General features: G+C 66.7%; 20 protein-coding genes. 6 read left to right on the top strand and 14 right to left on the bottom strand.

Annotated elements, in window-relative coordinates:
• Positions 1-58 precede the first annotated feature (58 nt).
• Complete coding sequence (cobT, locus tag RBB42_RS08930; protein ID WP_305970487.1) at positions 59-1,936, top strand: cobaltochelatase subunit CobT; 1,878 nt, start codon at positions 59-61, stop codon at positions 1,934-1,936.
• On the opposite strand, the gene RBB42_RS08925 is transcribed toward cobT, so the two are convergent.
• Entirely contained in the window at positions 1,920-2,390 is a 471-nt protein-coding gene (locus tag RBB42_RS08925) for a hypothetical protein (RefSeq protein WP_305970486.1), read from the bottom strand. The genes cobT and RBB42_RS08925 overlap by 17 nt on opposite strands.
• Before the next feature lie 140 nt (positions 2,391-2,530).
• Between RBB42_RS08925 and RBB42_RS08920 the strand changes: the two genes are divergently transcribed.
• The 4 genes from RBB42_RS08920 (at position 2,531) to RBB42_RS08905 (ending at position 7,741) form a co-directional block, all read left to right on the top strand.
• The gene (locus RBB42_RS08920; protein ID WP_305970485.1) at positions 2,531-4,297 is read left to right on the top strand and encodes an aminopeptidase P family protein; all 1,767 of its coding nucleotides are present in this window, start codon (positions 2,531-2,533) and stop codon (positions 4,295-4,297) included.
• Positions 4,298-4,356: 59 nt separating this feature from the next.
• Positions 4,357-4,698, top strand: coding sequence for a DUF427 domain-containing protein (locus RBB42_RS08915; protein ID WP_305970484.1), 342 nt, complete (start codon positions 4,357-4,359; stop codon positions 4,696-4,698).
• A 537-nt stretch (positions 4,699-5,235) separates the two neighbouring features.
• The gene (locus tag RBB42_RS08910) at positions 5,236-6,219 is read left to right on the top strand and encodes an SH3 domain-containing protein (RefSeq protein ID WP_305970483.1); all 984 of its coding nucleotides are present in this window, start codon (positions 5,236-5,238) and stop codon (positions 6,217-6,219) included.
• A 145-nt stretch (positions 6,220-6,364) separates the two neighbouring features.
• A complete protein-coding gene (locus RBB42_RS08905; RefSeq protein ID WP_305970482.1) occupies positions 6,365-7,741 on the top strand; it encodes a DUF2610 domain-containing protein in 1,377 nt (458 codons plus the stop codon).
• Between the two features lie 10 nt (positions 7,742-7,751).
• Here the strand turns inward: RBB42_RS08905 and RBB42_RS08900 are convergent, their stop codons facing one another.
• Complete coding sequence (locus RBB42_RS08900; RefSeq protein WP_305970498.1) at positions 7,752-9,359, bottom strand: chloride channel protein; 1,608 nt, start codon at positions 9,357-9,359, stop codon at positions 7,752-7,754.
• A gap of 143 nt (positions 9,360-9,502) precedes the next feature.
• Here RBB42_RS08900 and RBB42_RS08895 point away from each other — a divergent pair, with 143 nt between their 5' ends.
• Positions 9,503-10,876, top strand: coding sequence for an FAD-binding oxidoreductase (locus RBB42_RS08895; protein WP_305970481.1), 1,374 nt, complete (start codon positions 9,503-9,505; stop codon positions 10,874-10,876).
• Between the two features lie 208 nt (positions 10,877-11,084).
• On the opposite strand, the gene recN is transcribed toward RBB42_RS08895, so the two are convergent.
• The 12 genes from recN to murG all read right to left on the bottom strand — a co-directional run bounded on the left by recN (position 11,085) and on the right by murG (position 25,408).
• Positions 11,085-12,737, bottom strand: coding sequence for a DNA repair protein RecN (recN, locus tag RBB42_RS08890; protein ID WP_305970480.1), 1,653 nt, complete (start codon positions 12,735-12,737; stop codon positions 11,085-11,087).
• A gap of 36 nt (positions 12,738-12,773) precedes the next feature.
• Positions 12,774-13,628 (bottom strand): outer membrane protein assembly factor BamD, encoded by an 855-nt coding sequence (locus tag RBB42_RS08885; protein WP_305970479.1) that lies wholly within the window; start codon positions 13,626-13,628, stop codon positions 12,774-12,776.
• A 132-nt stretch (positions 13,629-13,760) separates the two neighbouring features.
• Positions 13,761-14,690 (bottom strand): UDP-3-O-acyl-N-acetylglucosamine deacetylase, encoded by a 930-nt coding sequence (gene lpxC / locus RBB42_RS08880; protein ID WP_305970478.1) that lies wholly within the window; start codon positions 14,688-14,690, stop codon positions 13,761-13,763.
• 386 nt (positions 14,691-15,076) lie between these two features.
• The gene (ftsZ, locus tag RBB42_RS08875) at positions 15,077-16,687 is read right to left on the bottom strand and encodes a cell division protein FtsZ (RefSeq protein ID WP_305970477.1); all 1,611 of its coding nucleotides are present in this window, start codon (positions 16,685-16,687) and stop codon (positions 15,077-15,079) included.
• A 488-nt stretch (positions 16,688-17,175) separates the two neighbouring features.
• On the bottom strand, positions 17,176-18,504 hold the full coding sequence (gene ftsA, locus RBB42_RS08870; protein WP_305970476.1) for a cell division protein FtsA: 1,329 nt from the start codon (positions 18,502-18,504) through the stop codon (positions 17,176-17,178).
• Positions 18,501-19,502, bottom strand: coding sequence for a cell division protein FtsQ/DivIB (locus tag RBB42_RS08865; protein WP_305970475.1), 1,002 nt, complete (start codon positions 19,500-19,502; stop codon positions 18,501-18,503). The genes ftsA and RBB42_RS08865 overlap by 4 nt, the downstream gene beginning before the upstream one ends.
• Positions 19,490-20,410 carry a D-alanine--D-alanine ligase gene (locus tag RBB42_RS08860; RefSeq protein ID WP_305970474.1) on the bottom strand — a complete coding sequence of 307 codons (921 nt, stop codon included), beginning with the start codon at positions 20,408-20,410 and terminating at the stop codon, positions 19,490-19,492. Before RBB42_RS08860 ends, RBB42_RS08865 begins: the two co-directional genes overlap by 13 nt.
• 182 nt (positions 20,411-20,592) lie before the next feature.
• Positions 20,593-21,516 (bottom strand): UDP-N-acetylmuramate dehydrogenase, encoded by a 924-nt coding sequence (gene murB, locus RBB42_RS08855; protein ID WP_305970473.1) that lies wholly within the window; start codon positions 21,514-21,516, stop codon positions 20,593-20,595.
• 101 nt (positions 21,517-21,617) lie between these two features.
• Positions 21,618-21,863 (bottom strand): DUF2484 family protein, encoded by a 246-nt coding sequence (locus tag RBB42_RS08850; protein WP_305970472.1) that lies wholly within the window; start codon positions 21,861-21,863, stop codon positions 21,618-21,620.
• Positions 21,864-21,968: 105 nt separating this feature from the next.
• Positions 21,969-22,592 (bottom strand): hypothetical protein, encoded by a 624-nt coding sequence (locus RBB42_RS08845; RefSeq protein ID WP_305970471.1) that lies wholly within the window; start codon positions 22,590-22,592, stop codon positions 21,969-21,971.
• Positions 22,593-22,765: 173 nt separating this feature from the next.
• Positions 22,766-24,172, bottom strand: coding sequence for a UDP-N-acetylmuramate--L-alanine ligase (gene murC, locus RBB42_RS08840; RefSeq protein ID WP_305970497.1), 1,407 nt, complete (start codon positions 24,170-24,172; stop codon positions 22,766-22,768).
• Positions 24,173-24,298: 126 nt separating this feature from the next.
• The gene (murG, locus tag RBB42_RS08835) at positions 24,299-25,408 is read right to left on the bottom strand and encodes an undecaprenyldiphospho-muramoylpentapeptide beta-N-acetylglucosaminyltransferase (RefSeq protein ID WP_305970470.1); all 1,110 of its coding nucleotides are present in this window, start codon (positions 25,406-25,408) and stop codon (positions 24,299-24,301) included.
• Positions 25,409-25,456: the final 48 nt, after the last annotated feature.

The raw sequence follows: 25,456 nt of genomic DNA, 5'->3' as shown, positions 1-25,456 counted from the left end.
TCCGGACCAAGCCCACGACCCCTTGCGGGCGACGCCCAAAGGACGGATAACAAGCGCCATGAACAAGCCCAGCGACAACCCCGCCGATCCGTTCAAGAAGGCCCTCGCCGAAGCCACCAAGGTGATGGCCGACGACCCGGAACTTTCGGTCAGCTACTCTGTCGATCCCGCCGGTGTCTCCGGCGAGGCGATGCGCCTGCCGCAGGTCTCGCGCCGGATGACGCGGGACGAGGTGATGCTGGCGCGTGGCACGGCAGATGCGCTTGCGCTGTACCACCGCTATCACGATGCGGGCACTCACGCGCGCTACCTGCCCCAGGGCGACATGGCGCGCGAACTGTACGAGGCGATGGAAACCGCCCGCTGCGAGGCCATGGGTGCACGCGACATGCCCGGCACCGCCGGCAACATCGACGCCAAGATCGGCGCCGAAGCGGCGAGGCGCGGCTACGGTCAGATCCGCGAGGCCGCCGAGGCACCGCTGCCGCAGGCCGCCAACTACCTGATCCGCCACCTTGCCACGGGCCGCGACCTGCCACCCGACGCCGCCAACGTCATGGAGCTGTGGCGCGGGTTCATGGAAAACCAGGCCAGCGAAACGCTGGACCGGCTGGACGACACGTTGGCCGACCAGTCGGCCTTTGCCAAGTTCGCCCGCCAGATGATCACCGACCTGGGCTATGGCGACCAGCTGGGCGATGACCCCGACCTCGACGATCAGTCCGAGGAAGAGGGCGTCGACGACCAGCAGGACGATCAGCAGGAACCCGATTCGACGGGCGATGACGACGAGGACGGCGAGGAATCCGAAGCCTCGCCCGAACAATCCCAGGAAGAGACGCAGGACCCAAGCCAGGCCCAGGTCACGATGGATGACATGGCCGACGAGGAACTGGGCGAAGAGGCCGAGATGCCCGAGGGCGAGGCGCCACTGGAGCCGCCAGCACCTCAGCCGATCTCGGAGGCCGACCCCGAGTATCGCGTCTATTCCACCGACCACGACGAGGAAATCTCGGCCGAGGAACTGGCCGAACCGATCGAGCTGGAACGCCTGCGCGCCTACCTCGACCAGCAGCTTGAACCGCTCAAGGGCGCGGTGTCGCGGCTGGCCAACAAGCTGCAGCGTCGCCTGCAGGCGCAGCAGAACCGCAGCTGGGAATTCGACCGCGAGGAAGGCATCCTGGACGCCGGACGCCTTGCCCGTGTTGTGGCGAACCCGACGACGCCACTGAGTTTCAAGGTCGAAAAGGACATGGAATTCCGCGACACGGTCGTGACGCTGCTGCTCGACAACTCCGGTTCGATGCGCGGACGCCCGATTTCCATCGCCGCGATCTGCGCGGATGTTCTGGCCCGCACGCTGGAACGCTGCAGCGTCAAGGTCGAGATCCTGGGCTTTACCACCCGCGCCTGGAAAGGCGGGCTGGCGCGCGAGGACTGGCTGAACGCCGGCCGCGAACAGCAGCCCGGCCGCCTCAACGACCTGCGCCACATCATCTACAAGCACGCCGACGCGCCCTGGCGACGGACGCGTGACAACCTTGGCCTGATGATGAAAGAGGGCCTGCTCAAGGAAAACATCGACGGCGAGGCGCTGGAATGGGCGCACCGCCGCATGGCAGGTCGCCGCGAGGCGCGCAAGATCCTGATGGTGATCTCGGATGGTGCGCCGGTGGACGACTCGACGCTGTCGGTGAACCCGGCCAATTACCTGGAAAAGCATCTGCGCGACGTGATCGCGATGGTCGAACGCCGGCGCCAGGTGGAACTGCTGGCCATCGGCATCGGCCACGACGTGACGCGCTACTACGAACGCGCCGTGACCATCACCGATGTCGAACAGCTGGCGGGCGCAATGACCGAACAGCTTGCCGCGCTCTTTGACAGCGACCCGCGTGCAAGGGCCCGATTTGCCGGGATCAAGCGGACGGGCTGATCGAACTGTCGTCCGCCTCGAACCTCCGCTGGATCGCCGTGTTCAGCGGGTTCCGACCCGCAACAGTGAACTGGGCGTGGTGGACCTTCCAGCAATCCGGGTGGCGGTGCAGGATCGACAGGCCGACATGCGGCGATTCGGACAGGACCGTTCCGTGATGGATGTACCGCGTCTCATGCGTGGCCTGGATCGTGTCCGCATCGCGGAACTCGGCATGGGTAACCTTACGGATCATATGCGTGATGCTCAGCTCTCGCTGGCGCGCCATGATGGTACGGAACAATTCGCGGGTTTCGTCCACCGAAGCCAGCACCCGGCGCCCCTCGAAACTTTCGACCGTGTTGGGGATCGCGAACCAGCGCAGAACCCCCTCCATGTCCCCCGCCAGCATGGCCTCGCCACAGCGGTCCAGCATGTCCTGAAAGATGCGCCGGGCTTCCGCGTCGTCCTGCACTGCTCTTTGTCCTTTGCCGTGTTGTCAGCGGTTTAGCACATGGAATACGACGAATGGTCGAAAAAGCCCGGACCGGGTCAATTCGCCCGCTCTTGCCACCGCCGCCGCGGCCGCTAACCTGCGCCGCAAAGGAGTCACCGATGTTCCAGACATTCACTGAGACGGCCTCGCCCGACCAGGGGCCGCCCCGCCTTGCCGCCCTGCGCCAAAAACTGGCCAAGGCAGGATTGAACGGATTTCTCGTGCCGCGTGCGGACGCCCACCAGGGCGAATATGTCGCGCCGCGGGACGACCGCCTGGCCTGGTTGACCGGCTTTACCGGGTCGGCAGGCTGGTGCGTCGCACTGCACGAACGCGCCGCCGTCTTCGTCGACAGCCGCTATCGCGTGCAGGTCAAGGCGCAGGTGGCTGCGGATTTCGAAAAGATCGACTGGCCGGAAACCTCGCTGGCGGACTGGATCGGCGAGGCCCTGCCCAAGGGCAAGCTGGGGTTCGATCCTTGGCTTCTGAGCGTCGAACAAAACCGCACCCTGTCGGGCAAGCTGCCGGATGTGACGCTGGCCCCGGTCGAAAACCTCGTCGATGCCATCTGGCCCGACCAGCCCGACCCGCCGCAAGGCGCGGTCTTTGCCCAGCCCCTGGAACTGGCCGGCGAGGCGCATGAGGACAAGATCGCCCGACTGGCCGCGAAATTGACCGCCAAGGCCGCCGTCATCACCCTGCCCGACAGCATCGCTTGGCTCTTGAACATCCGCGGCAGCGATATCCCCCGCAACCCGGTCCCGCACGGTTTTGCCGTGCTCCACGCCGACGGGCGGGTTACGCTTTACATGGACGCAGCCAAGCTGACCGGGCTGGGTGACCACCTGGGCGACAAGGTGACGCTGCGCGCGCCCGGCGATTTCCTTGGCGATCTCGCGGCCATCGAAGGCAAGGTCCAGATCGACGCGGCCACCTGCCCGGTCGCCGTGGCCGAGGCGCTGACCGACCCGGAAGAGGCCGCCGATCCCTGCCTGCTGCCCAAGGCGTGCAAGAACGCCGCAGAGCTGGAGGGCACCCGCGCCGCGCACCTGCGCGACGCGCTGGCGATGGTGCGTTTCCTGGCCTGGCTCGACCTGCAACCACCGGGCAGCCTGACCGAAATCGCCGTGGTCGAAAAGCTGGAAGCAGAGCGCCGCGCCACCAATGCCCTGCGCGACATTTCCTTCGAGACGATCTCGGGCGCCGGTCCCAATGGTGCCATCGTCCACTACCGCGTCACCGAGAACACGAACCGCAAGGTGAACGACGGAGAGCTGCTGTTGGTCGACAGTGGCGGGCAATATGTCGACGGCACCACCGACATCACCCGCACCATCGCCATCGGCACCCCCGGCGCCGAGGAGACAGAGGCCTTTACCCGCGTTCTCAAGGGGATGATCGCCGTGTCACGGCTGCGGTTCCCCAAGGGGCTGGCCGGCCGCGACATCGATCCCCTTGCCCGCGTGGCGCTCTGGGAGGCGGGGCTGGATTACGGACACGGCACCGGCCACGGCGTCGGCGCCTACCTGTCCGTGCACGAAGGGCCGCAGCGCATTGCACGGACCGGCACCGTACCGCTGGAAGCCGGGATGATCCTGTCGAACGAACCGGGCTTCTACCGCGAAGGCGCCTATGGTATCCGGATCGAGAACCTGATCGCCGTGGAAGTGGCGCCCAAGCTCTACGGGCAGACCGTGGCAGAGATGTTGCAGTTCGAAACCCTGACCTGGGTGCCCATAGACAGGCGGCTGATCGATCCTAACCTGCTCACCGCCGACGAGCGAAACTGGCTCAACGACTACCACCGGCGGGTGCATGATCTGCTGACCCCGCACCTGGATGCGGCAACGGGGCAGTGGCTCTCGGACGCATGTTCTGTCATCTGACATGACAACGTTACAATGCCCGTGTCTGTGATGCGGGGAAAAGACATGGGGGATAAGACATGAGCAAAATCACCATCACGCCGGCCACCGGCACCTGGGTTGTCCGCGCAGGCGGGGCCGTGCTGGGTGAAACCGGCAATGCGCTGGAGCTGCACGAGGACGGCCACGCCCCGGTCATCTACTTCCCGCGTGCCGACATCGCTATGGCGCTTCTCGACCGGACCGATCACAGCACCCATTGCCCGCACAAGGGTGATGCCAGCCATTTTTCGATCGCGTCCAAGTCGAAGACCTATGAGAACGCCGCCTGGTCCTACGAGGACCCCAAGGGCGACGTCGCCCAGATCAAGGATCACCTCGCCTTTTACGGTCAGGACGGCGTGACGGTCGAACACATCTGAGGACACCGTTCCACGGAATTCAGGCCGCGTGCGCCCCGGCGTGCGGGGCCTTTGCGTGCGGTTCAGCCGCGCCGTTCCAGCAAGCCATCCAGAAGAGGGCTCAGCATCCAGTCTTGTTGACCGCATCAGCGCGTCGAGGTCGTCCAGCACGTTCGGTGAACCGCCGAAGGTAACGGGCGCTTGCGGCAAGAGCCCACGCCCTGCGGACGATCCGCGTGGAATGCGAAGCAAGGCTGACACCGGCCCCATGTGCAGCCTCAATCAGATGGTCGCGACGAGCAGGAGACCAGGTCGCGGATCACGGTTGGATCTTCTTCTACTACCAATTTTGGTTGTGGCAAAACGCACGCGCTCCCCCTCGGTCGAGGCGGTTCAGGGGGCAACATCCCGCTTGCCCATCGAAAACCCCAATTTGGCCGAACCGCATAAGATACTGAAATCAAACCATGCTATCCCCTAACAAGCGCCCGTAATTGCCTGTTTCCTGTGAAATGGCCCAAGTGTGGATCATCGCTTCCGACAACAAAGGACGAACCCATGCTCAGATTGCTCACATTTCTTTCGGCCCTGTTCTTCGCCAGCGCGGCCGCGGCCACGACCCTCTGGGTCGATGCGCCCCGCGACGGTTTTCTCAACCTCCGCACCGGACCCTCGACCCATTACCAGGTGATCGGCAAGATGCCCCACGCCAGCAAGGTCGAACTGCTGCGCGCGCCCGGCAAATGGGTCAAGGTGCGCCATGTCTCGGGCCGCGTCGGCTGGGCGCACAGCCGCTTCCTGACCGATCAACGCCCGCGCGGCCACCGTCATGGCGGCCACTACGGCGGCCACGACCGGGGCGAACGCTACTGGGTCGACGCACCGCGCCACGGACACCTGAACCTGCGCAGCGGCCCATCCCGCAAGCACCATGTCATCGGCAAGATGGCACATGGCGACGCGCTGCGCGTGCTCGACAAGGACGGCAAATGGTACAAGGTCCTTTATCGCGGCAAGGTCGGCTATGCCCATCGCCGGTTCCTCTCCGCCCACAAGGTCCGCGCAGGACATGGCAAGGGCCCGGGCAAGGGTCATGGCCACGGGCATGACCGCGACCACGCCGGGCATACCTACTATGTCTACGCACCGGGCTACGCCGGGCTGAACCTGCGCAACGGTCCCGGCACCGACTACCCGGTGGTCATGACCATGAACCAGCGCGATCGCGTGACCGAGCTTGGCCGCCAGGGCAAGTGGATCCTCCTGCGCCATGCCTCGGGCAAGACCGGCTGGGCCCACGGCGATTACCTCGTCAATGGCGACCCGGGCTATGTGGCTCCGCCGAACGCCGGGCGCCATGACGGCCACCGCAACAACCACAGAGGCGGCGGCTGGGACCGCGATCACAATTACGGCCACAACGGCGGACACAGAAACGGCAAGACATATGACAACTTTGCCGATGCCGTCACCGCCTGCATAGGCCTCACCAATCAGGACATGCAGTTCTGCATCCTCCGGAACCTGGGCAAAATCGACTGATCCGCCCGGTCCACACCGGCGCATACTGGACAGGCGGGCCCCTCTGGGCCCGCCTTTGCCCTGCCCGGCCAAAGATACTGGTATCACGGCCCTTTCCCTCTGCCGAGGCTTGGCTAGGATTGCCCGGACACAGCCCGAGGACGACATGGATTCGACAGGACACCGCCTCTGCCTTGCCGCCGTCAGCGCGCTGGCGCTGGCCGCAATGGCCCAGCCCGCCAATGCCGCAGAGAACGAGGCCGCCTGTCACCGGTTAGCGGGCAGCAACCTGGACAGCGGTCTGCCCGCCCCGTTTCCAGGCGTCCCCTTCGAGAAACTGGACGTGGAACAGGCAATTCCCGCCTGCCGCGCCGCCCTAGCCGCCGATCCCGACGACCCGCGGCTCATCTATCAACTGGCCCGCGCGCTGGACGCCTCGGACGACCGGGTGGCAGAGGCCGCGCGCCTCTATGACCGCGCCGCGCAGGGGGGATTCCCGCTGGCGATCAACAATCTCGCCGCGCTCTATGCCGATGGCCGCGGCGTCGAAAAGGACATGGAGCGCGCCATAGCCCTGTTCCGCGACGCGGCAGGGGCCGGCTTGCCGATGGCCATGACGAACCTCGCCTTCCTGAATTGGGACGGCGCGGGCCTGCCACAGGACGACGCCCGGGCCGTCGCGCTCTTTCGCCAGGCAGCCGAGGCCGGCGACGGGCAGGCGATGTTCTGGCTGGGCCGCGCGCATGAAACCGGCCGTGGCACCGACCGCGACCTGGACAAGGCGCTGGACTGGTACCGGGCCGCCCTGCGCGCCGGAGACACGGTCGCGGGGCTGGACGCCGCACGTCTGCTGTTGCGGGACGAGGACGGGCACAGCCCCGACCACGAGGCCGCCGCCGTCGAATACCGGCTGGCCGCTGCCGCGGGCGATCCGCACGCCGCGGGCTGGTTGGCCGGGGACATCCGCGCCGGACGTGTCGCTCCTGCCGACCCCGACGAGCTGCTGCGCCTCTTGACACTGGCCGCCAGCACAGAGGACGCGCAGGCGCTCTTGGACCTCTGGGAGGCCCATCATGACCGTGAAGACCACGACCAGGCGCTGGCGATTGCCTACAGGGCCTACGACCGCGCCTCAGGGGCCGCGCTGTCAGAGGACAACGGCTGGCCCGTGCACCGGCTGATGGCGGCGCGCGCAGTGCAGCAATCCCTCACCGCCTCGGGCCAGGCGCCACGGTCGGAGGAGGAGTTGCGCATGTTCCAGGCCGATTTTCCCGTCGCCATGATCCGCCGGTTCGTCCTGAGCTTCGAGTGCCCGGACCAGCGCAATGAATTCAACATCTACGTCTGGGATTGGTCGCGCATTCATGGCATGGCCGATGCGCAATTCGACTGGATCGAACAGACCCGCGGCTGCACCGTGCCGCCGGAGGTGCGCCACTCCTTTGCCGAGGTCTGGGACATGGCCCTAGCTGCCGGGGCCAGCTACGCCGACCTGGCGGGCCAGGAAATCGGCGATGACGGCCTTCGCTACATCCAGAAGTAGGGCCACCGCTTCAACTGTGCTCTTCCTCGGCCGTGGCCGCCAAGGCCCGGTTGTACGCCTTCAGCGCGTCGACGTGGAACAGCGCCCCCTGAAGAACCGGCTCGCCCGTGTCCATCGTCACCACCGGCAGGAAAGGCTCGCCGGTGCGGTCCAGCATCGGCAAGGCCGTCTTCAGCGTTGCCCCGGCCTGAACATAAAGACCGTCCTCGATCATCTGCACACAGGTTGCCTCGTCCGCCGCGCCCTCGTCAGTCGGCTTGCGCATCACGCCCTGCACCCGGAACATGGCCAGCAGGTAGGCCTGCGGCCCCGCCGCCAGCTGGACATTGCGGCGCTCCAGCTGGGTGAGAAAGAACGACCTGTCCACGACGCGGCTGGCCAGGGCGGTCGACATCGACACGGACACCATGACCGCCAGCCCGGTCTGCCAGTCCCCTGTCAGTTCAAAAACGATCAGCGTGGTCGAGATCGGCGCTCCCAGCACCGCAGCCGCCACCGCGCCCATGCCCGCCAGCGCATAGAGCGTAAAAGCCGAGGAGACATCGGGGAAAACGCTCGTTGCGATGTGGCCAAAGGCCAGTCCGGTCAGCGCCCCCACCATCAGCGAAGGCGAAAAGATTCCGCCCCCCATACGCCCCGCCATCGTGATCGACACCGCCGCCACCTTGACCATCGCAAAGACCAATGCCTCGTGCATCAACAGGCCGCCGGTCAGGGCGCGGCTCGTCGTTTCGTACCCGACCCCGATGATATGCGGGAAAAAGATCGCGACCCCGCCCAGCAAGAGACCCGCCACCGCCGGACGCAGCCAATAGGGCAGGCCCAGCTTTTTTTGCAGCCGGGTCTCCATGTCATCAGCGAAAAAGATCGACTGCATCATGATGACGGCGACGCCCCCGCAGACCAGCCCGAGGATGAAGAAGGCCGGTAGCTCCAGGTAGAATTCCACCGTCGTCGTGCCGGGCAGAACGAATTCCGTCACGTCGCCATAGACCAGCCGGTTGATGACGGTGCCCGCCGCGCTGGCCACCACGATGGGCGCGAAAGCATGCAACGCGAAGTGCCGCAGGACCACCTCCAGCGCGAAGAGCGCCCCGGCGATTGGGGCGTTGAAACTGGCCGAAACGGCCGCCGCCACCGCGCAGCCCAGCAGGTCGCGCCCGGTGATCCCGTCCACCTTCAGCGTATTGGCCACCCAGCTCGAACACATGGCCGCAATATGGACCACCGGCCCTTCCCGGCCCGTGCTGCCCCCTGTCGACAGGGTGATCCACGAACAAAGCGCCGAGGCGATCCCGGCCTTCTTCTCGACCCGTCCGTCGTTCAGCGCCGCGCCCTCGATCACGTCGGCCACGGCGCGCACCCGCCCGTCCGGCGTGGCCACATGCAGGATGATGCCCACCACGATGCCGCCCAACGCCGGGACCAGCAGAACCCAAAGCCAGGGCAGGCCCTCGGCAAAGGAATGCAGTCTCTGTGGATCGGGCGTGCCGTAAACCACGGTCTGCAGGCTCTCGATCGCAAAGCGAAAGGCGATGGCGGCAAGGCCAGAGGCCACGCCCAGCCCAAGCGCGATGAACCAGAACTGGATCTGGCCCGGCCCGCGATGGCGCACCATGTCCCAGCCTCGGCCAAAGCCGGAGCGAATCCTGAGCAATTGCTGTTGCAGCAGGCTCGGCAATCCGGCCTCCCTCAATCCGGTGACTTTCCCGCGCCGCAGGTACTGGTTAAGGTGAACCGACCAGTTTTCCGGAGGCCCCCATGCCCATCGCCCAGGCGATCGATGATCTCACAACCCTCCTAGGCGAACGCGTGAGCCTGTCCAAGCCCGATCTCGAAGCGCATGGCGCCTCGGAATCCTATTTTCCCAATACCCCGCCCCAGGCCGTCGCTTATCCGCGCACCAGCGAAGAAGTGCGCCGCATCGTCGAGATCTGCGCCCGCGAAAGCGTGCCCGTGATCGGCTGGGGCGCGGGCACCTCGCTGGAGGGCCACGGGCAGGCCTTGCAAGGCGGGATCAGCGTCGATTTTCGCCTGATGAACAAGGTCCTGGAAATCCGCCCCGCCGACATGGACGTGACCGTGCAGCCCGGCGTCTCGCGTGAGGCGCTGAACGAGGAACTGCGCGCCACGGGCCTCTTCTTTCCGGTCGATCCCGGCGCCAATGCCTCGCTCGGCGGTATGGCAATGACGCGGGCCTCGGGCACGACCACCGTGCGCTATGGCACCATGCGCGACAACGTGCTGGGGATGGAGGTGGTGCTGGCCGACGGCCGCATGATCCGCACCGGCACACGCGCCCGCAAATCCGCCGCCGGATATGACCTCACCGCGCTCATGGTCGGCTCGGAGGGCACGCTGGGGCTCGCGACGGAACTGACCCTGCGTCTGCACGGCGTGCCAGAGGCGATCAGCGCCGGCATCTGCGCCTTTCCCGACATGGGGGCCGCCACCGCCTGCGTGATGGAGACGATCCAGATGGGCATCCCGATGGCCCGGATCGAATTCGCCTGCGACCAGACCGCCCGCGCCTTCAACGCCTATGCCGGAACCGACATGGCCGAGGCGCCGCATCTGATGGTCGAATTCCACGGCAGCCCCGAGAGCACCGCGCAGGACGCCGAACGCTTTGCCGAGATCGTCGCCGATCACGGCGGCAGCGCCTTCCGCTGGTCCGGCCGCGAAGAGGAACGCCGCGCGCTCTGGGCGATGCGCCACAACGGCTATTACGCCATCCTCGCCTCGCGCGCCGGGGCGCGCGGCGTCGTCACCGACATTTGCGTGCCGATCTCGCGCCTGGCAGAGGCCGTCGAGGCCACGCAAGCCGACATCGCCTCCAGCGGCATTCCCGGGCCAATCCTGGGCCATGTCGGCGACGGCAACTTTCACGCCATCCTGCTGGTGGATCCAGACCAGCCCGCAGAACTGCAGATCGCCAAGGACCTTGCCGCCCGCATGGCGAAACGCGCCCTGCAACTGGGGGGGACCTGCACCGGGGAACATGGCGTGGGCTATGGCAAACTGCCTTTCATGGCCGCAGAGCACGGCGACGGGTGGCAGGTCATGGGCGCGATCAAACGCGCGCTTGATCCTCAGAACATCATGAATCCCGGCAAGCTGGTGCCGGGGAACTGACCGCAAGCACCTGAAAGCGGGCCGCGGCCGGCGGGTGGGCCGCTGACGGGCGCAGTCCCGGCAGCCGGGGCATCCCGAAGGACCGGCCACACCGGGCATCACGCCCACGCGACAGCCCCCACTTCGGCCTTGCCCATGCGGGCAAACCGGCTTTCCCTGCGGCTGCAACCGCCAAGGGTTCGCCCGGCCCGTGCCCGCGACCCGAGACCTATGCCTTGAGCAGTGCCCGCGCCGCCGCGCGGGCCTCTTTCGTGACAGTGTCCCCCGACAGCATTCGCGCGATCTCGTCCTCGCGCTCACCCGCGGCAAGCGGGACGACCTCGGACAGCGTCACCTCACCGTCCACCCGCTTGGCCACCCGCCAATGATGCCCCCCCAGCGCCGCCACCTGCGGCGAATGGGTCACGACCAGCACCTGCCCGCCTTCCGCCAGCGCCTTGAGCCGCCGCCCCACCGCATCCGCCGTGGCCCCGCCAACGCCCCGGTCGATCTCGTCAAAGATCATCGTGGCCCCGCGCCCCTGGGCCTCTGTCAGGCAAACCTTCAGTGCCAGCAGGAACCGCGAAAGCTCCCCGCCGGAGGCGATCTTGTTCAGCGGTCCCGCCGGCGCGCCCGGGTTCGTCGCCACGGTAAAGGCCACCGCATCGCGCCCCTCTGGCCCGGCCTGTGCCTCGGTCACGGCGGTCTGGAACACTGCGCGCTCCATCTTGAGCGGCGCCAGTTCGCCGGCAACCGCCTTGTCCAGTTGCACCGCCGCCGCCCGACGCATCGCCGTCAGCTCGGTCGCCGCCTTGTCGTAATCCGCCTCTGCCGTGTCCATCGCCTTGCGCAGGTCGCCGATGCGCGCCTCGCCCGCATCCAGCGCCGCCAGCTTCTCTGACAGTTCCGCCGCCAGCCCGGGCAGATCGTCCGGCATCACCTGGTGCTTGCGCGCCAGCCCGCGGATCGCAAACAGGCGCTCCTCGGCCTCTTCAAGTTCCAGCGGGTTGAACTCAAGCGCCTCGAGACAATCGGCCACGCCGTTCGCGGCCTCGTCCAGTTCCGCCATCGCCCGGGCCAGCGCGGCGATCGGCGCCTCAAGGCGGCCCTCCGCCTTGTCCGCCGCCCCTTCGAGCCAGCGCAGCGCATTGGCCATCGCGCCCTCTGCCCCGTCATACCCCAGCGCGCTGGAGGCCTGGGCAATGTCATCACGGATCTTCTCGGCCGATTGCATCATGCGGCGGCGCGCGTCCAGCTCGGTCTCCTCGCCGGGTTGCGGGTCCAGCTTGTCCAGTTCGTCGACGGCGTGGCGCAGGAATTCCTCTTCGGCCTGAACCGCGTCCAGCGCCGACTGGGCCGTCTCCAGCTCCTTGCGTGCCGCGCCCACGGCGCGCCAGCGGCGCCGCACCTCGGCCAGGCTTTCTCCGGCGCCCGCATAAAGATCCAGGATCGCCCGGTGTCCCCTTGGGTCCAGCAGGCCCCGATCATCATGCTGCCCGTGCAATTCAACCAGCGTCTCGGACAACCGCCGCAGCACCTCGCCCGACACGCGCCGATCGTTGACCCATCCGGTCTTGCGCCCGTCCTTGGTATTCACCCGCCGCAGGATCAGCTCATCCGAGATCGGCAAGCCGGCCTCTTCGAGTACCGCCCAGGCGGCATGGTCCTCGGGCAGGTCGAACTCGGCCACGACCTCGCCCTGGTCGGCGCCGGAACGGACCAGTTCCGCCCGCCCGCGCCACCCCAGCACGAATCCCAGCGAATCCAGCAGGATCGACTTGCCTGCACCGGTCTCCCCGGTCAGCACGTTGAGACCCGGCTGGAACTCGAGTTCCAGCCGTTCGATGATCAACATGTCCCTGATTTCAAGCGCGCGCAGCATGGTCCGCCATTGGTCCGGGCACGGGCCCGATGCCTCTTACAACCACTCGCCCTTGATCATCTGGCGATAGATGGCCGACAGCCAGTTGTCGCCAAGCGCCGTGGGCTTCAGCCCCTGCTTCTGCAACAGCTTGTAGCCATCCTCGTACCAATCGGTCGACTGGTAGTTGTAGCCAAGGATCGCCCCCGCCGTTTGCGCCTCTTCCAGCAGGCCCAGCGAGAGATAGCCTTCGATCAGGCGGAACAGCGCTTCGGGCGTGTGTGTCGTGGTCTGGAAATCCTCGACCACCACGCGAAAGCGGCTGATCGCGGCGCCATAGTGCTGCCGCTTGAGGTAGTACCGGCCGACCTCCATCTCCTTTGCCGCGAGATGATCGAAGGCCAGGTCGAATTTCAGGATCGAGGACCGCGCATATTCGCTGTCGGGATAGCGTTCGATCACCGTCCGCAGCGCCTGCAGCGCCTGGAAGGTCAGGCCCTGGTCGCGGCCCACCAGTTCGATCTGGTCGTAGTAGGACAATGCCAGCAGGTATTGCGCATAGGCCGCGTCATCGTCGGCCGGGTAGAAATCGATGAACCGCTGCGCCGCAGAGCGCGCGTTCTCGTAATCCTTGTTCTCGTGGTAGGCATAGGCCTGCATGATCAAGGCGCGCTTGGCCCAGTCCGAATAGGGATAAAGCCGCTCGACCTCGCCAAAGTAGAAGGCGGCGTCCTTCGGATCGCTGCGAGACAGCTCGTATTCACCACGCTCGAAGATCTGCTTGGCGGTGTAGGTCTCCAGCGGGACATTGCCCGGCCCGACCTCGCGCCGCCGAAGCGAATCGCACCCCGGCAGGGCCAGAGCCACCGCCAACGCAACGATCACCAGTTTTCGCGATCTGCCCCCAGACATGCCCGAACACCCTCTACTCCGTTCGGCGTCCCTTTGGCGGGCCGCCCGTTGCGAGGGGTCTAGCACAGAAAATTCCGGTGCAAAATGTCTTACGGCCCGATTAATGCGCGCCATGCTGCCCATGCGTGCGGCTCAGGCCACAGCCGGTATTTCGTGGCGCCCGACACCGGCGCCCGGCAACCGCCCCGCCTGCCTGCTGTCACACAGAACGACACGATACGCATCGGGCGCCGCAAAGAGAGCGTGCAGCAAGGCATTGGTCATGGCATGGCCGGCCTTGTGCCCCTCGTAATGGCCGAGGATCGGCGCGCCGGCCAGCGCCAGATCGCCCAGGGCGTCCAGCATCTTGTGGCGCACGGCCTCGTCGGAATAGCGCAGCCCGCCCGGGCTCAGCACCCGGTCGCCATCCACCACGACGGCGTTTTCATAGGTCCCGCCCAGAGCCTTGCCCGCGGCGCGCATCGCGTCGACATCCGAGGCACGGCAGAAAGTGCGGCTGTCGCACAGCTCGCGCACGAAAGCGCCGTTGGCCAGGTCCATGGTCTTGGTCTGCTCACCGATGGCCGCATCCGCAAAGGCGATATGGAACTGCATCGACAGCCCCTGCCCCGGGTGGCCCGGCGACAGCCGCGCCCAGCCGGTGTCCGTCTTGACCTCGACCGGGGCCAGTATCTCGATGGCGCGCACCGGCGCCGCCAGTTCACGCAGGCCGCGGGCCAGGATGCCGCGCACGAAAGCCACCGAGGACCCGTCGAGGATGGGGGCCTCGGGTCCGTCGATCTCGATGAGGGCATTGTGCACGCCACAGCCGGCCAGGGCCGCCATGACATGTTCCACCGTGGACACCGATGTGCCCGCGCGGTTGACGATCTGCGTACAGAGCGGAGAGGCCTCGACCGCGTCCCATCGGGCGGCAATCATCGTGTCGCCCAGACGGATGTCCGTGCGTTTGAACCAGATGCCGTAGTCGGCACTGGCCGGACGAATTGTCAGTCGCGCAGGCTGGCCCGAATGAAGGCCGACACCTGTGAATGTGATCGAAGACCGAAGCGTTGTTTGCACGAGGCTGCCCCTGTTTTGCGCACGTCCCCCCAACCTGGACGCGGCTTTGGAGACGGAGGTAACCAAGCTGCGGCACCGCCTCAAATCAAAGATTGTAACCGTGTGAAACATGGTGCTGAAACAATCGGCAAAACCCCGCCAAGGGCATGAACAAACCAGATTAAATCACTGTTTTTAATTCAGAAAATCGCCCAAAACGACCGCGCGGAAACTGGCTCGAATCACCCCGGAAAAACCGGTTTCTGGCAAGAGTGTTGCCATTTGTGAACGCATTGAAACACGCGCCCCGAACATGAAATCGCCCCCTGCAGCGGCAGAGGGCGATCTCACGAGGTTTGGAAATTTCAGCAGGCAGTCGGACCCGCTGCTGAAATTCCGGGCTTGGTTCAGTTGGCCTGGCGGCGCAGGAAAGCCGGGATCTCGATCCGGTCGTCCTCTGCCTCGGGCTCGTGGTCATGGACCGGAGCCGGGCGATGCGCCTGCACCGGCGGCTGGGCGCGGCGCGGCTGTTGCTGGGCTGCGTGCTCGCCGTGGCCGGTCATGCGACCGATCAGCGAGTTGACGCTGAAGCGCGATTTTTCCTCGGCCGGCGCCGGTGCGGGCTGCGGCGCGGGGGCCTCCTGCTGCACCTCTTCGCGGGTCCGGGCTGCTGCGGCCTTCAGCCGGTCCAGCGTCGCCGGGCTGGGCGTGCCGGGGGCTGCGGGGCGCGGTGCCACGAAGTCCTGCGGGTCGGCCTCGATCGTGTCGGGCGCCGGGCGGAACTCGGCAACCTGCGGACGGTAGGCCGGCGGCGGCAGACCGTCGTCGGCGGCCGGCTCCTCGATCACCTCGTCATAGTCGCGCGATTGCACAGGCTCCGCGTGCTCGTGGCTGTCCATCTGACCGAACAGCGAGGGTTCCGGCTCGGGTGCACGTTCGGCAGCCACCGGCTGCGGTTCGGGCTGCGGCTCGGGTTCACCGGCGGGGGCCGAAGTGCCGCCCAGCGGCTGCGACAGCTTGCGGCGCGGCACGGGCACGTCGTGCACGTTCTCGGTGGCGTCGATGCCGGTGGCAACGACCGAAACACGCATCTGGCCGGCCATGCTGTCGTCCAGCGTCGAACCGACGATGATGTTGGCGTCCGCGTCCACTTCCTCGCGGATGCGGTTGGCCGCCTCGTCCAGTTCGAACAGGGTCAGGTCGTGGCCGCCGGTGATGTTGATCAGCACGCCCTTGGCGCCTTTCAGGCTGATCTCGTCCAGCAGCGGGTTCGCTATAGCCTTCTCGGCCGCCTGGACCGCGCGATCCTCGCCGTCGCCCTCGCCGGTGCCCATCATGGCCTTGCCCATCTCGTCCATCACCGCGCGGACGTCGGCAAAGTCGAGGTTGATGAGGCCCGGGCGCACCATCAGGTCGGTCACGCCTTTGACACCCTGGTACAGCACGTCATCGGCCATCGAGAAGGCCTCGGTAAAGGTCGTCTTCTCGTTCGCCAGGCGGAACAGGTTCTGGTTCGGAATGATGATCAGCGTGTCGACGACCTTCTGCAGGCTTTCGACACCCGCTTCGGCCTGTTTCATCCGCTTGGCACCTTCGAACTGGAAGGGCTTGGTCACGACACCGACCGTCAGCACGCCCAGCTCGCGCGCGGCCTGCGCGATGATCGGGGCCGCGCCTGTCCCGGTACCGCCGCCCATGCCGGCGGTGATGAAACACATGTGCGCGCCGGCCAGGTGATCGACGATCTGTTCGATGCTCTCTTCGGCCGCGGCGGCGCCGACACTGGCGCGCGCACCGGCGCCCAGCCCCTCGGTCACCTTGACGCCTAGCTGCACGCGGCTTTGTGACATGCTCTGCGCCAGCGCCTGGGCATCGGTGTTCGCGACGACGAAATCGACGCCCTCGAGCTGTTTCTCGATCATGTTGTTGACGGCATTGCCGCCTGCCCCGCCGACGCCAAAGACCGTAATACGGGGCTTCAGCTCGTCTTGCCCGGGCATCGAAAGGTTCAGTGCCATGATATGTCCGCCTGTCTTTTTTCCGGTTTCAGGCCTGTGCACGGCCTGTTCCCTTGAATCCTACCGTTTGAGGTCCCGTCCGTCACGCGAAAAACGCAAAAAAGCCACAAAATATGGCCAATTTTACGGCTCAATTCCGCCGATATCGGAGATATCCACATATCTGGTGTTTGCCACCAATTCCGGCGCAAAATACGACACCGGGCACAGGGCTGGTCCCTGCGCGATTTCATGTCTCTACAATGTCCGGAGCGCCTGCCCGACCCTCCTGGCGCCTCTTATCCACGGGCGCCTGTGCATAACCTAACGTGCCCCGAAAGCACTGTCACCCGCGAAATCGCGCGCGGACCACAGAATTCCCGCCCCTTGCGAACCGGATGTCCTCGGCGCCTTCAGAAGCTACGAAACAGGCGCAGCCTGTCCCAAGGGTCGGCGGGCGGGTGCCTTTGCGGCGCAAGCCGCAAACAGTCCCGTCCCGGCGATCCCACCTACCAATTGTCGCGGAACCACTGCACCGCCCGCTTCAGCGAGCGCGCCGGCAGCCGGTCCACCGGGATCTCGAAGTCCCACCATTCGTCCTGTGGATGCGCCGCGAACAGGCACAGGCCCACCGCCGTCGCAAACCCCGGCCCGGTCGCCGCCTGCGGCAAGCCGTGCACGCGCAACGGACGTCCCAGCCGGACCTGTTGCCCCAGGATCTTCGAGGCCAGCCCGTCCAACCCCGGGATCTGGCTTGCCCCGCCGGTCAGCACGATCTGCTGTGACGGCAGGTGATCGAACCCCGCCGCATCCAACTGCACCCGCACTTCCTCCAGGATCTCCTCGACCCGTGGGCGCATGATGCCGATCAGCTCGGCGCGGCTCACGGTGCGCCGGTCGTGTTCCCAGTCTCCGGTATCGCCGCCGATCTCGATCATCTCGCGGTCGTCCATGCCGGTGGCCACCAGACCGCCGTAAAAGGTCTTGATCCGCTCCGCCGTCGCCATCGAGACCTTCAGCCCCTGGCTGATGTCGCGGGTGACGTGATCGCCGCCCATACGGACGGAATCCGCGTAGATCATGTGTTTCTTGATGAAGATCGACACGCCGGTCGCACCGCCGCCCATGTCAATGCAGGCCGCGCCCAGCTCCTGCTCGTCCTCGACCAGCGCGGAGATGCCCGAGACATAGGCCGAGGAGGCCAGCCCCGCGAGTTCCAGGTCACAGCGCTTGACGCAATGGGCCAGGTTCTGGATCGCCTGCGCCTCGACCGTCAGCATGTGCATGTCGCAGCCCAGCTCGTTGCCGATCTGCCCCCGCGGGTCGATCAGCCCCGAACGGTGATCCAGCACGAAATTCACCGGCTGCGCGTGCAGCACCTCGCGTCCCGGACCGAAATCCGGCACGTCGCAAGCCGACAGAACACGGGCCACGTCCTGTTCGTCCACCGTCGTGCCCATGACCTCTGCCTTGCCGGCCAGACCATAGGACCGCGGCTCGGAACCCGAAAAGGCCGCGATGACATGATCCACCCGGATGCCCGCCATCTTCTGCGCCGCCTGCACGGCAGTGCGAATGGCGCGCTCGGTGGCGCCCATGTCCTGCACCTCGCCGAAACAGACCCCGCGCGAGCGCGTCGTCGCCGCGCCGATCACGCGGAACCCGGACTGCCCCGCCAGCGACCCGATGCCGTCGTCCGACGGGTCCGACCCGTCAAAGCGCAGCACGAGACAGGCCACCTTGGACGATCCCACGTCCAGGATCGCCACCACGCCGCGCTGCATCGCCGCGCGCCGCATGTTCCGCATCGCCCTTTGTGACTCGTACAGCTCGATCATTGTTTGACTTCCCTACCCGCCTCGATCGCCTTGATGCGCCGCATCTCCTGTGCGGCTGCATCGGTCATTCGTATCGTCGGCCGCCGTGGCAACCGCAGGTCGACCGCGACCAGGTCGCGCGCCAGAAGGTCGACGCCTTCCGTCACCGCCATCGCGATCACCTGTTCCAGTACCCGTTCCGCCCCCTTCTCGGGCAGCATGATGCGCTGACCACGGTCCAGCACGACGTCCCAGCGCCGGGCGCCGATCCGCTCGAACCCGCGCAGCCGGTCGCGTATCGGGCCGGTCAGCGCGTCCATCCGCAGGGCCTCTTCGACGGCCAGCGCCATGCGCACCTGCGCCGCCTCCGCCAGTTCGGCCTCTTTCTCGGTGCGGTCCGACGCGGGCTTTTGCAGCGCCGCCGCCGCCTCGGGCCGCAGGATGTCCCCCGCGATCACCGGCAGGTCGGCGAAATCGGCGCGATGCTCGGCCCGCGCAACAAAGATCCCGCCTTCGTCCAGCAGGTCCACCCCGGCAGCGGTTCGCCACAGGACCACCGGCTGCCGCTGCACCACGTCCACCTGCAGCACGCCGCCCTGGCGCACGCGCACCTCGGCGGATTTCACCTCGTCCAGCGCGACAACCCGGCGCTGGAGCCGGTCCAGGTCCATGTCGAACGAGCTGATCGGGAAATCGATCGGCAATTCGGCCCGGATCATGTCGATCAGCGCCTCGTCGGCCCCGTCGACCACCATCATGCGCACCTGGAACTCCGGGCGGTTCTCGACCGCGGCCCGCACCTCCGAGATCATCAGGTTGAAATCCTCGCGGTTCTCCTCGACCGAGAACCAGGCCGCCCCGGCGCCAGCGCACAGGGCAAATGGCAGGAGAACCCGCAGGGAAAAGCGAAAGAACGGCGTCAGCATCAGCCGTTCGATCCGGTATTTCAGCCGCGATGCCCGGGGGTCCAGCCGGGCCATCTGCGGATCGTCACCCTCGCGGAACTCTAGCGATCGCATGAGGCATCCTCCACCATCCAGGCACAGAACTGGCCGAAGGTCATGCCGATCAACCCGGCGTGCTCGGGCGACAGCGAGGTCGGCGTCATCCCCGGCTGCGTGTTGGTTTCCAGCAGGATCAGCCCGTCCATGCCCCGCGCCTCGTCCCAACGGAAATCGGTCCGCGTCACGCCCCGGCACCCCAGCGCCCGGTGCGCGCGCAGCGCGTAGTCCAGGCAGGCTTCGGTGATGTCCCCAGGGATGTCGGCCGGACAGACGTGGCGCGATCCGCCCGCCTTGTATTTCGCGTCGTAGTCATACCAGCCGTCGGTCACGATATCGGTCACGCCCAGCGCCCGGTCGCCCATGACGCTGGTCGTCAGCTCGCGCCCGGGCACGAAGGCCTCGACCATGACCATCTCGGGCATGGTCGCGGCCAGCACCGGCGGGCCGTTGGCCTCTTCATGTACCAGGTAGACCCCGACCGAGGACCCCTCGTTGTAGGGTTTGACGACGTAGGGCGGCGCCATGACGTGGCGCGCCTGCACCTCGTCGCGCCCCGCCAGCAGGCTGTCCGCCACCGGCAGCGCGGCGCTGCGGTAGACCTCCTTGGTCTTTTCCTTGTCCATGGCCAGGGCAGAGGCCAGCACACCGGAATGCGTGTAGGGGATCCGCAGCCATTCCAGCAGACCCTGGACACAGCCGTCCTCCCCCCAGCGCCCGTGCAGGGCGTTGAACACCACGTCCGGTGCGGCCTCCTGCAAACGCGCGGCCACGTCCGGCCCCGCGTCCAGTTCGATCACCTGATACCCTTCGCCCCTCAAAGCGGCGGCACATTCCCGTCCGGAAACCAGCGACACCTCGCGCTCTGCCGAGGGTCCGCCTTTCAGTACCACCACTTTCGGGAGTGTCCTGCTCGACATCCCCAAAACGCCTCAACTGCCCGGGGGCACCGCCCCCAATTACGAACGAAGGACAATGCCCCCGCCCCAATGCGCGGGGTTCGCCCCCGTCGCCTTTATCTGCCGCGGGTGATCCCGCAATAATTCGTGCAACCTGCCTGTGGTCGCCGGGCCCTGCTCTTGATCTTGTCGTTTAACGGAGGCCCAAATCAGCGCGCCGGCTCACCGACCCGCATGATTTCCCAGTCTAACTCTATTCCAGAGTGTTGGAAAACCTTTTTTCGCACTTCCTCGCCCAGCCCTTCCAGTTCCGCCGCCGTCGCGCTGCCGGTGTTGACCAGGAAATTGGAATGCTTGGGCGACATCTGCGCCCCGCCCATCGTGGCCCCGCGCATCCCGGCCTCGTCGATCACCTTCCAGGCCTTCAGGTCATGGCTGTCATCGGCCTGCCCGGTCGAGGAAAACCCGGCCGGGTTGCGAAAGGTGCTGCCGGCGGTCCGGTCCTTGGTGGGCTGCGTCTCGTCACGCTTTTTCAGCTGGGCCGCCATGCGCGCGGCCAACGCCTCGGGATCGCCTTTCAGCCCGTCGAACACCGCCTCGACCAGCACCCAGCCCTCGGGCAACTCGCTCTGCCGGTAGGACAGGTTCAGATCCGCCGCCGGGATCGTCACCAGGTCGCCCGCGCGCGTCACCGCCCGCACCTCGACCAGGTGATCGGCAACATAGGTGCCGTAGCAGCCCGCGTTCATCCGCACGGCCCCGCCGATGCTGCCGGGGATCGTGCGCAGGAATGTCAGGTCCACACCCGCCTCGGCCGCTCGCTTGGCCACATGCGCATCCAGCGCCGCCGCCCCCACAGTGACCCGTGTGCCCTCTACCGAGATCCCGTTGAACCCGCGCCCGAGGCGGATCACCACCGCCCGCAACCCGCCATCCCGGACAATCAGGTTCGACCCAACGCCCATCGGAAAAACCGGCACCTCTGCCGGAAGAGCCGCCAGGAACGCCCGCAGGTCGTCGAGGTCGGCCGGTTGAAACAGCCAGTCCGCCGGCCCGCCTACGCGCAGCCAGGTCAATTCGCTCAGGTTGCGGCCCGGGGTCAGCCGGCCGCGCGGTTCGGGAAGCTCTGTCATGGCATGGGTGCTAGGCCGCGCCGCCGCGTTCCGCAAGGGGTCAGCTGCGGTCCGTCGCCGCCTCGGCCCTGAGCCGCCGGGCAAATCCGTTCCGACCCGCCCTACCGTGCGGCCCGCCGCACCCAGCGGAACAGGTAGCGCAGCGGCCACCGCAACATGCTCATCCCGGCAAAAAGAACAAAGAACCCGACCCAGGGGCCATTCTGATAGGTGACATAGCCGACCAGCGGCACACCCAGAACAATCAGCACATAAGCGCGCGTCCAGTGATTGTCGCGCGACGGTATCATCGCAAGCACATTGGCCAGCACGGCCCAGGCACAGGCGAGGATCAACGATAATGACATTGTCTTCCCTCCGTGCCCCCCAGAGGTTTCAACAGCTTGCGCCCTTTTCCGCCGCCGCACAACCCCCGGGAAAGATGCAATTGCAGGAAAAGGGAGGCTCCAGGGCTACTTGACCGGGCCAAAAGCGTCTTTCGCAGCTTTCACAGAGTCGATGATCTTCTTGCCACCAAAGACGACGGCTCCAGCGATCAGTGCCTTGTCCGGGGCTGCTCCTACCATCGGTGCAAGACATGCGAACCCGCCGACCATCGCCGCGCGGTAGGCACGGTCGACCAGGTCGGCGGCATTGTCGTCGAAGGTGCCCGGTTTGGCCCGCGGCCACTCGCGGACACGGCGAAACACCGGCCGGGTCAGTTTCTCGGCCTGTTCTGCGTCCGCTTCCGGCATGTCGGCGCCATCGGGCACCAGCGTTTCCAGCCGCGAAAGCGCGACGTGGATCGTCGTCAGAACCCGGATCTCGCGTTGTGCCTCGGCGGCATCCTCTGCGTCGCGGTAGTTCCGCGATTGCAGGCGGTCGATTTCCAGAGAGATATAGCCCAGAATATTGTCCAGCGTTGGCGGCAGGGCCGTCAAGTCACCTTTCCGCGCCCAGTCCTCCCCCATCGCTGCGCCCCAGAGCGGCAGCGCCCGCAGCGCCGTCCGATGCGCGATCACCACGGCATCCCGCCGCGGCCGTTCCCGCAGCCACGCCACCAGCGTCCTTTGGTCCTCGAAGTCTTCGGCCCTCATGGCGCCAGCTTCACCGCTCCCGCGCCGAACCTCAACGACAAGTCCCGCGCCCCCGGCTTCTTCTCTCCCGAAATACTCCGGGGAGTCACAGCTTTGCTGTGACGGGGCAGAGCCCCTCAAGAAAAACAGCCCCCGAAGGGGCCATTCTCAAAATCCCAAACGCAGGCCCGGGCTTACCCCGCCGCCTTCTCCAGCCGCGCGGGCAGACCGTTCGCCCAGGCCGAGATCGTGCCCGCGCCCAGGCAGACCACCATGTCGCCCGGCTGCGCCTGCTCGCGGACCAGCCGCTCCAGGTCGTCCTCGTCGCGGATCGCCCGCGCATGCCGGTGGCCGTGGCGCACCAGCCCCGCCACCAGGTCGTCGCGCGTGGCGCCCTCGATGGGGTCCTCGCCGGCGGCAAAGACCTCGGCGATGGCCACCACATCCGCCTCGTTGAAACACGAGCAGAACTCTTCGAAGTGATGCGACAGGCGCGAATAGCGGTGCGGCTGGTGCACGGCGATCACCCGGCCCTCGCAAGCCTGCCGCGCGGCCTTCAGCACGGCGGCGATTTCCACCGGGTGGTGGCCGTAGTCGTCGATGATCGTCACGCCGTTCACCTTGCCCACGCGGGTAAAGCGCCGGTTCACGCCGCCGAAATTCGCCAGCGCCTCGCGGATTTCGTCACCGCTCATGCCAAGGTGCCGCGCCACGGCCACAGCCGACAGGGCGTTCGAAACGTTGTGATCGCCCGGCATTGGCAGGGTGCAGCCCTCGATCGTCTCGCCGGTCTGCTGGAACACGACGTCGAAATGCGCCACGCCCGCCTTGTAGGTCAGCCCGACCGCGCGCACGTCCGCCTGTGCGTTGAACCCGTAGGTCATCACGCGGCGGTCGCTGATGCGGCCGACCAGCGCCTGCACCTCGGGGTGGTCGGTGCAGCAGACGGCCAGCCCGTAGAAAGGGATGTTCGACACGAAGTCATAGAACCCCTGCCGCAGGTTCTCGATCGTGCCCCAGTGCTCCATGTGCTCGGGGTCGATGTTGGTCACGATGGCCACGGTCGCGGGCAGGCGGTTGAAGGTGCCGTCGCTCTCGTCGGCCTCGACCACCATCCATTCGCCCTGCCCCATGCGCGCGTTGGACCCATAGGCATGGATGATCCCGCCATTGACCACCGTCGGGTCGAACTTGCCCGCGTCCAGCAGCGTGGCGACCATCGTGGTCGTCGTGGTCTTGCCATGCGTCCCGGCCACGGCGACATTGGATTTCAGCCGCATCAGCTCGGCCAGCATCTCGGCCCGGCGCACGACGGGCAACCCGCGGCGGCGCGCCTCGTCCAGTTCGGGATTGCCCGGCTTGATGGCCGAGGAAATCACCACCACCTCGGCGTTTTCCAGGTTCTGCGCGCTCTGCCCTTCGAAGACATGGGCGCCCAGCTCCTCCAGCCGGCTGGTGATCTTCGAGGACTTCAGGTCAGAGCCCTGCACCTTGTAGCCGTGGTTCAACAGCACCTCGGCGATGCCCGACATGCCGATCCCGCCGATGCCGACAAAATGGATCGCACCCACGTCGCCGGGAAGTTTCGTCGCCCCCGTCATGCAGGCCCCCCGCTCAAGCTCCAGATCCTTCATGTCCCGCCTCTCCTTTACCGAGGTTGTTCTTGTCCTGTCCCCGTGGCATTGCCGCCATCGTTGTTTCGGTCCGGCCCGACGTGCCGGCCACGCTCATTCCGTCGTCGCCCTGCCGGCGGCCAGTTCCTCGACCAGCCAGGCCAGGTGGTCCGCCGCTTCGGGCTTCGCCACCGACAGCGCCCCACGCACCATCTGGATGGCCCCGGATTCATTCGACAGGATCGCGTGGATCGACTCTGTCAGGCTCTCGATGGTCAGCTTGCTTTCCGGAATGCGGATCGCCGCGCCGGCATCGACCAGCGCCTGCGCATTGGCCACCTGGTGATCCCCCGTCGCATGCGGATAGGGGATCAGGATCGAGGGCCGTCCGATCACCGCGATATCCGCCACCGAGGAGGCGCCCGAACGCGAGATCACCAGTTGCGCCTCGCTCATCCGGGCGGGCACGTCGTGAAAGAAGGGCTGCACATCCGCCGTGAGCCCGTGTTCGGCGTAATAGGTCGCCACGCGCTCCTGGTCCTCATCGCGGGCCTGGTGGCTGACCCGCAGGTTGCCCACCATGTCCAGCGGCAGCGCGGCGATTGCCGGCGGCACCACGTCCGACAGGGTGCGCGCGCCCTGCGATCCGCCGATCACGAGGATCGACATCGGATAGGGGCCGGGCGCGATATACCCCGCCCCGGCCCGTTCGGCCACGGCGCGGCGCACCGGGTTGCCGGTGTGAACGCCCTCGACTCCCTCGGGCAGATCCGTGGGCCAGGTGCCGCAGGCCATGACGTCGACACGGGTGGCGAACCAGGTGTTCACCTTGCCCAGCACGCCGTTCTGTTCGTGGATCATGCGCGGCAGCTTCAACAGCCAGGCGGCGGTCAGGGCCGGCACGCTGGGATAGCCGCCAAAGCCCACGACAACGTCCGGCCGGTCGCGCCGCATCCCGAAAATCGCCGAAACCACGCCCGAGGCCAGCCGGAACGGCACCGCCAGCTTGGCCAGCGGTCCACCCCGGTCAAAGGTCGCGGCCGAGACCTGTTCGATCTCGACCCCGTCGGGGAAGGCGCCGGTGTACCGGGCGCCCCGCGCGTCGGTCGACAGCTTGACCCGCCACCCGCGCGCCAGCATGATTTCCGCCAGCGCCTGGGCGGGGAACATATGGCCTCCGGTCCCGCCGGCGGCCATCACCAGCAAAGGCTTGCGCTCGCCCATATTCCAGTCTCCGTCATCGATCCACGCGCCGATATAGCATCCGCGCGC

It is taken from the genome of Mameliella sp. MMSF_3455 (assembly GCF_030733205.1).
Lineage (GTDB): Bacteria > Pseudomonadota > Alphaproteobacteria > Rhodobacterales > Rhodobacteraceae > Antarctobacter.
Note: the sequence above shows the minus strand (reverse complement) of the source record. Positions and strands in the feature narration are given on the sequence as shown.

Coding starts and splice junctions, on each gene's coding strand:
- RBB42_RS08910 (WP_305970483.1), top strand. CDS start 5,236: ATGCTCAGATTGCTCACATTTCTTTCGGCCCTGTTCTTCGCCAGCGCG.
- RBB42_RS08915 (WP_305970484.1), top strand. CDS start 4,357: ATGAGCAAAATCACCATCACGCCGGCCACCGGCACCTGGGTTGTCCGC.
- recN (WP_305970480.1), bottom strand. CDS start 12,737: ATGCTGCGCGCGCTTGAAATCAGGGACATGTTGATCATCGAACGGCTG.
- murG (WP_305970470.1), bottom strand. CDS start 25,408: ATGGGCGAGCGCAAGCCTTTGCTGGTGATGGCCGCCGGCGGGACCGGA.
- RBB42_RS08850 (WP_305970472.1), bottom strand. CDS start 21,863: ATGTCATTATCGTTGATCCTCGCCTGTGCCTGGGCCGTGCTGGCCAAT.
- RBB42_RS08920 (WP_305970485.1), top strand. CDS start 2,531: ATGTTCCAGACATTCACTGAGACGGCCTCGCCCGACCAGGGGCCGCCC.
- ftsZ (WP_305970477.1), bottom strand. CDS start 16,687: ATGGCACTGAACCTTTCGATGCCCGGGCAAGACGAGCTGAAGCCCCGT.
- RBB42_RS08845 (WP_305970471.1), bottom strand. CDS start 22,592: ATGAGGGCCGAAGACTTCGAGGACCAAAGGACGCTGGTGGCGTGGCTG.
- murB (WP_305970473.1), bottom strand. CDS start 21,516: ATGACAGAGCTTCCCGAACCGCGCGGCCGGCTGACCCCGGGCCGCAAC.
- RBB42_RS08885 (WP_305970479.1), bottom strand. CDS start 13,628: ATGTCTGGGGGCAGATCGCGAAAACTGGTGATCGTTGCGTTGGCGGTG.
- ftsA (WP_305970476.1), bottom strand. CDS start 18,504: ATGATCGAGCTGTACGAGTCACAAAGGGCGATGCGGAACATGCGGCGC.
- RBB42_RS08905 (WP_305970482.1), top strand. CDS start 6,365: ATGGATTCGACAGGACACCGCCTCTGCCTTGCCGCCGTCAGCGCGCTG.
- RBB42_RS08895 (WP_305970481.1), top strand. CDS start 9,503: ATGCCCATCGCCCAGGCGATCGATGATCTCACAACCCTCCTAGGCGAA.
- cobT (WP_305970487.1), top strand. CDS start 59: ATGAACAAGCCCAGCGACAACCCCGCCGATCCGTTCAAGAAGGCCCTC.
- murC (WP_305970497.1), bottom strand. CDS start 24,172: ATGACGGGGGCGACGAAACTTCCCGGCGACGTGGGTGCGATCCATTTT.
- RBB42_RS08900 (WP_305970498.1), bottom strand. CDS start 9,359: ATGGTGCGCCATCGCGGGCCGGGCCAGATCCAGTTCTGGTTCATCGCG.
- RBB42_RS08865 (WP_305970475.1), bottom strand. CDS start 19,502: ATGCGATCGCTAGAGTTCCGCGAGGGTGACGATCCGCAGATGGCCCGG.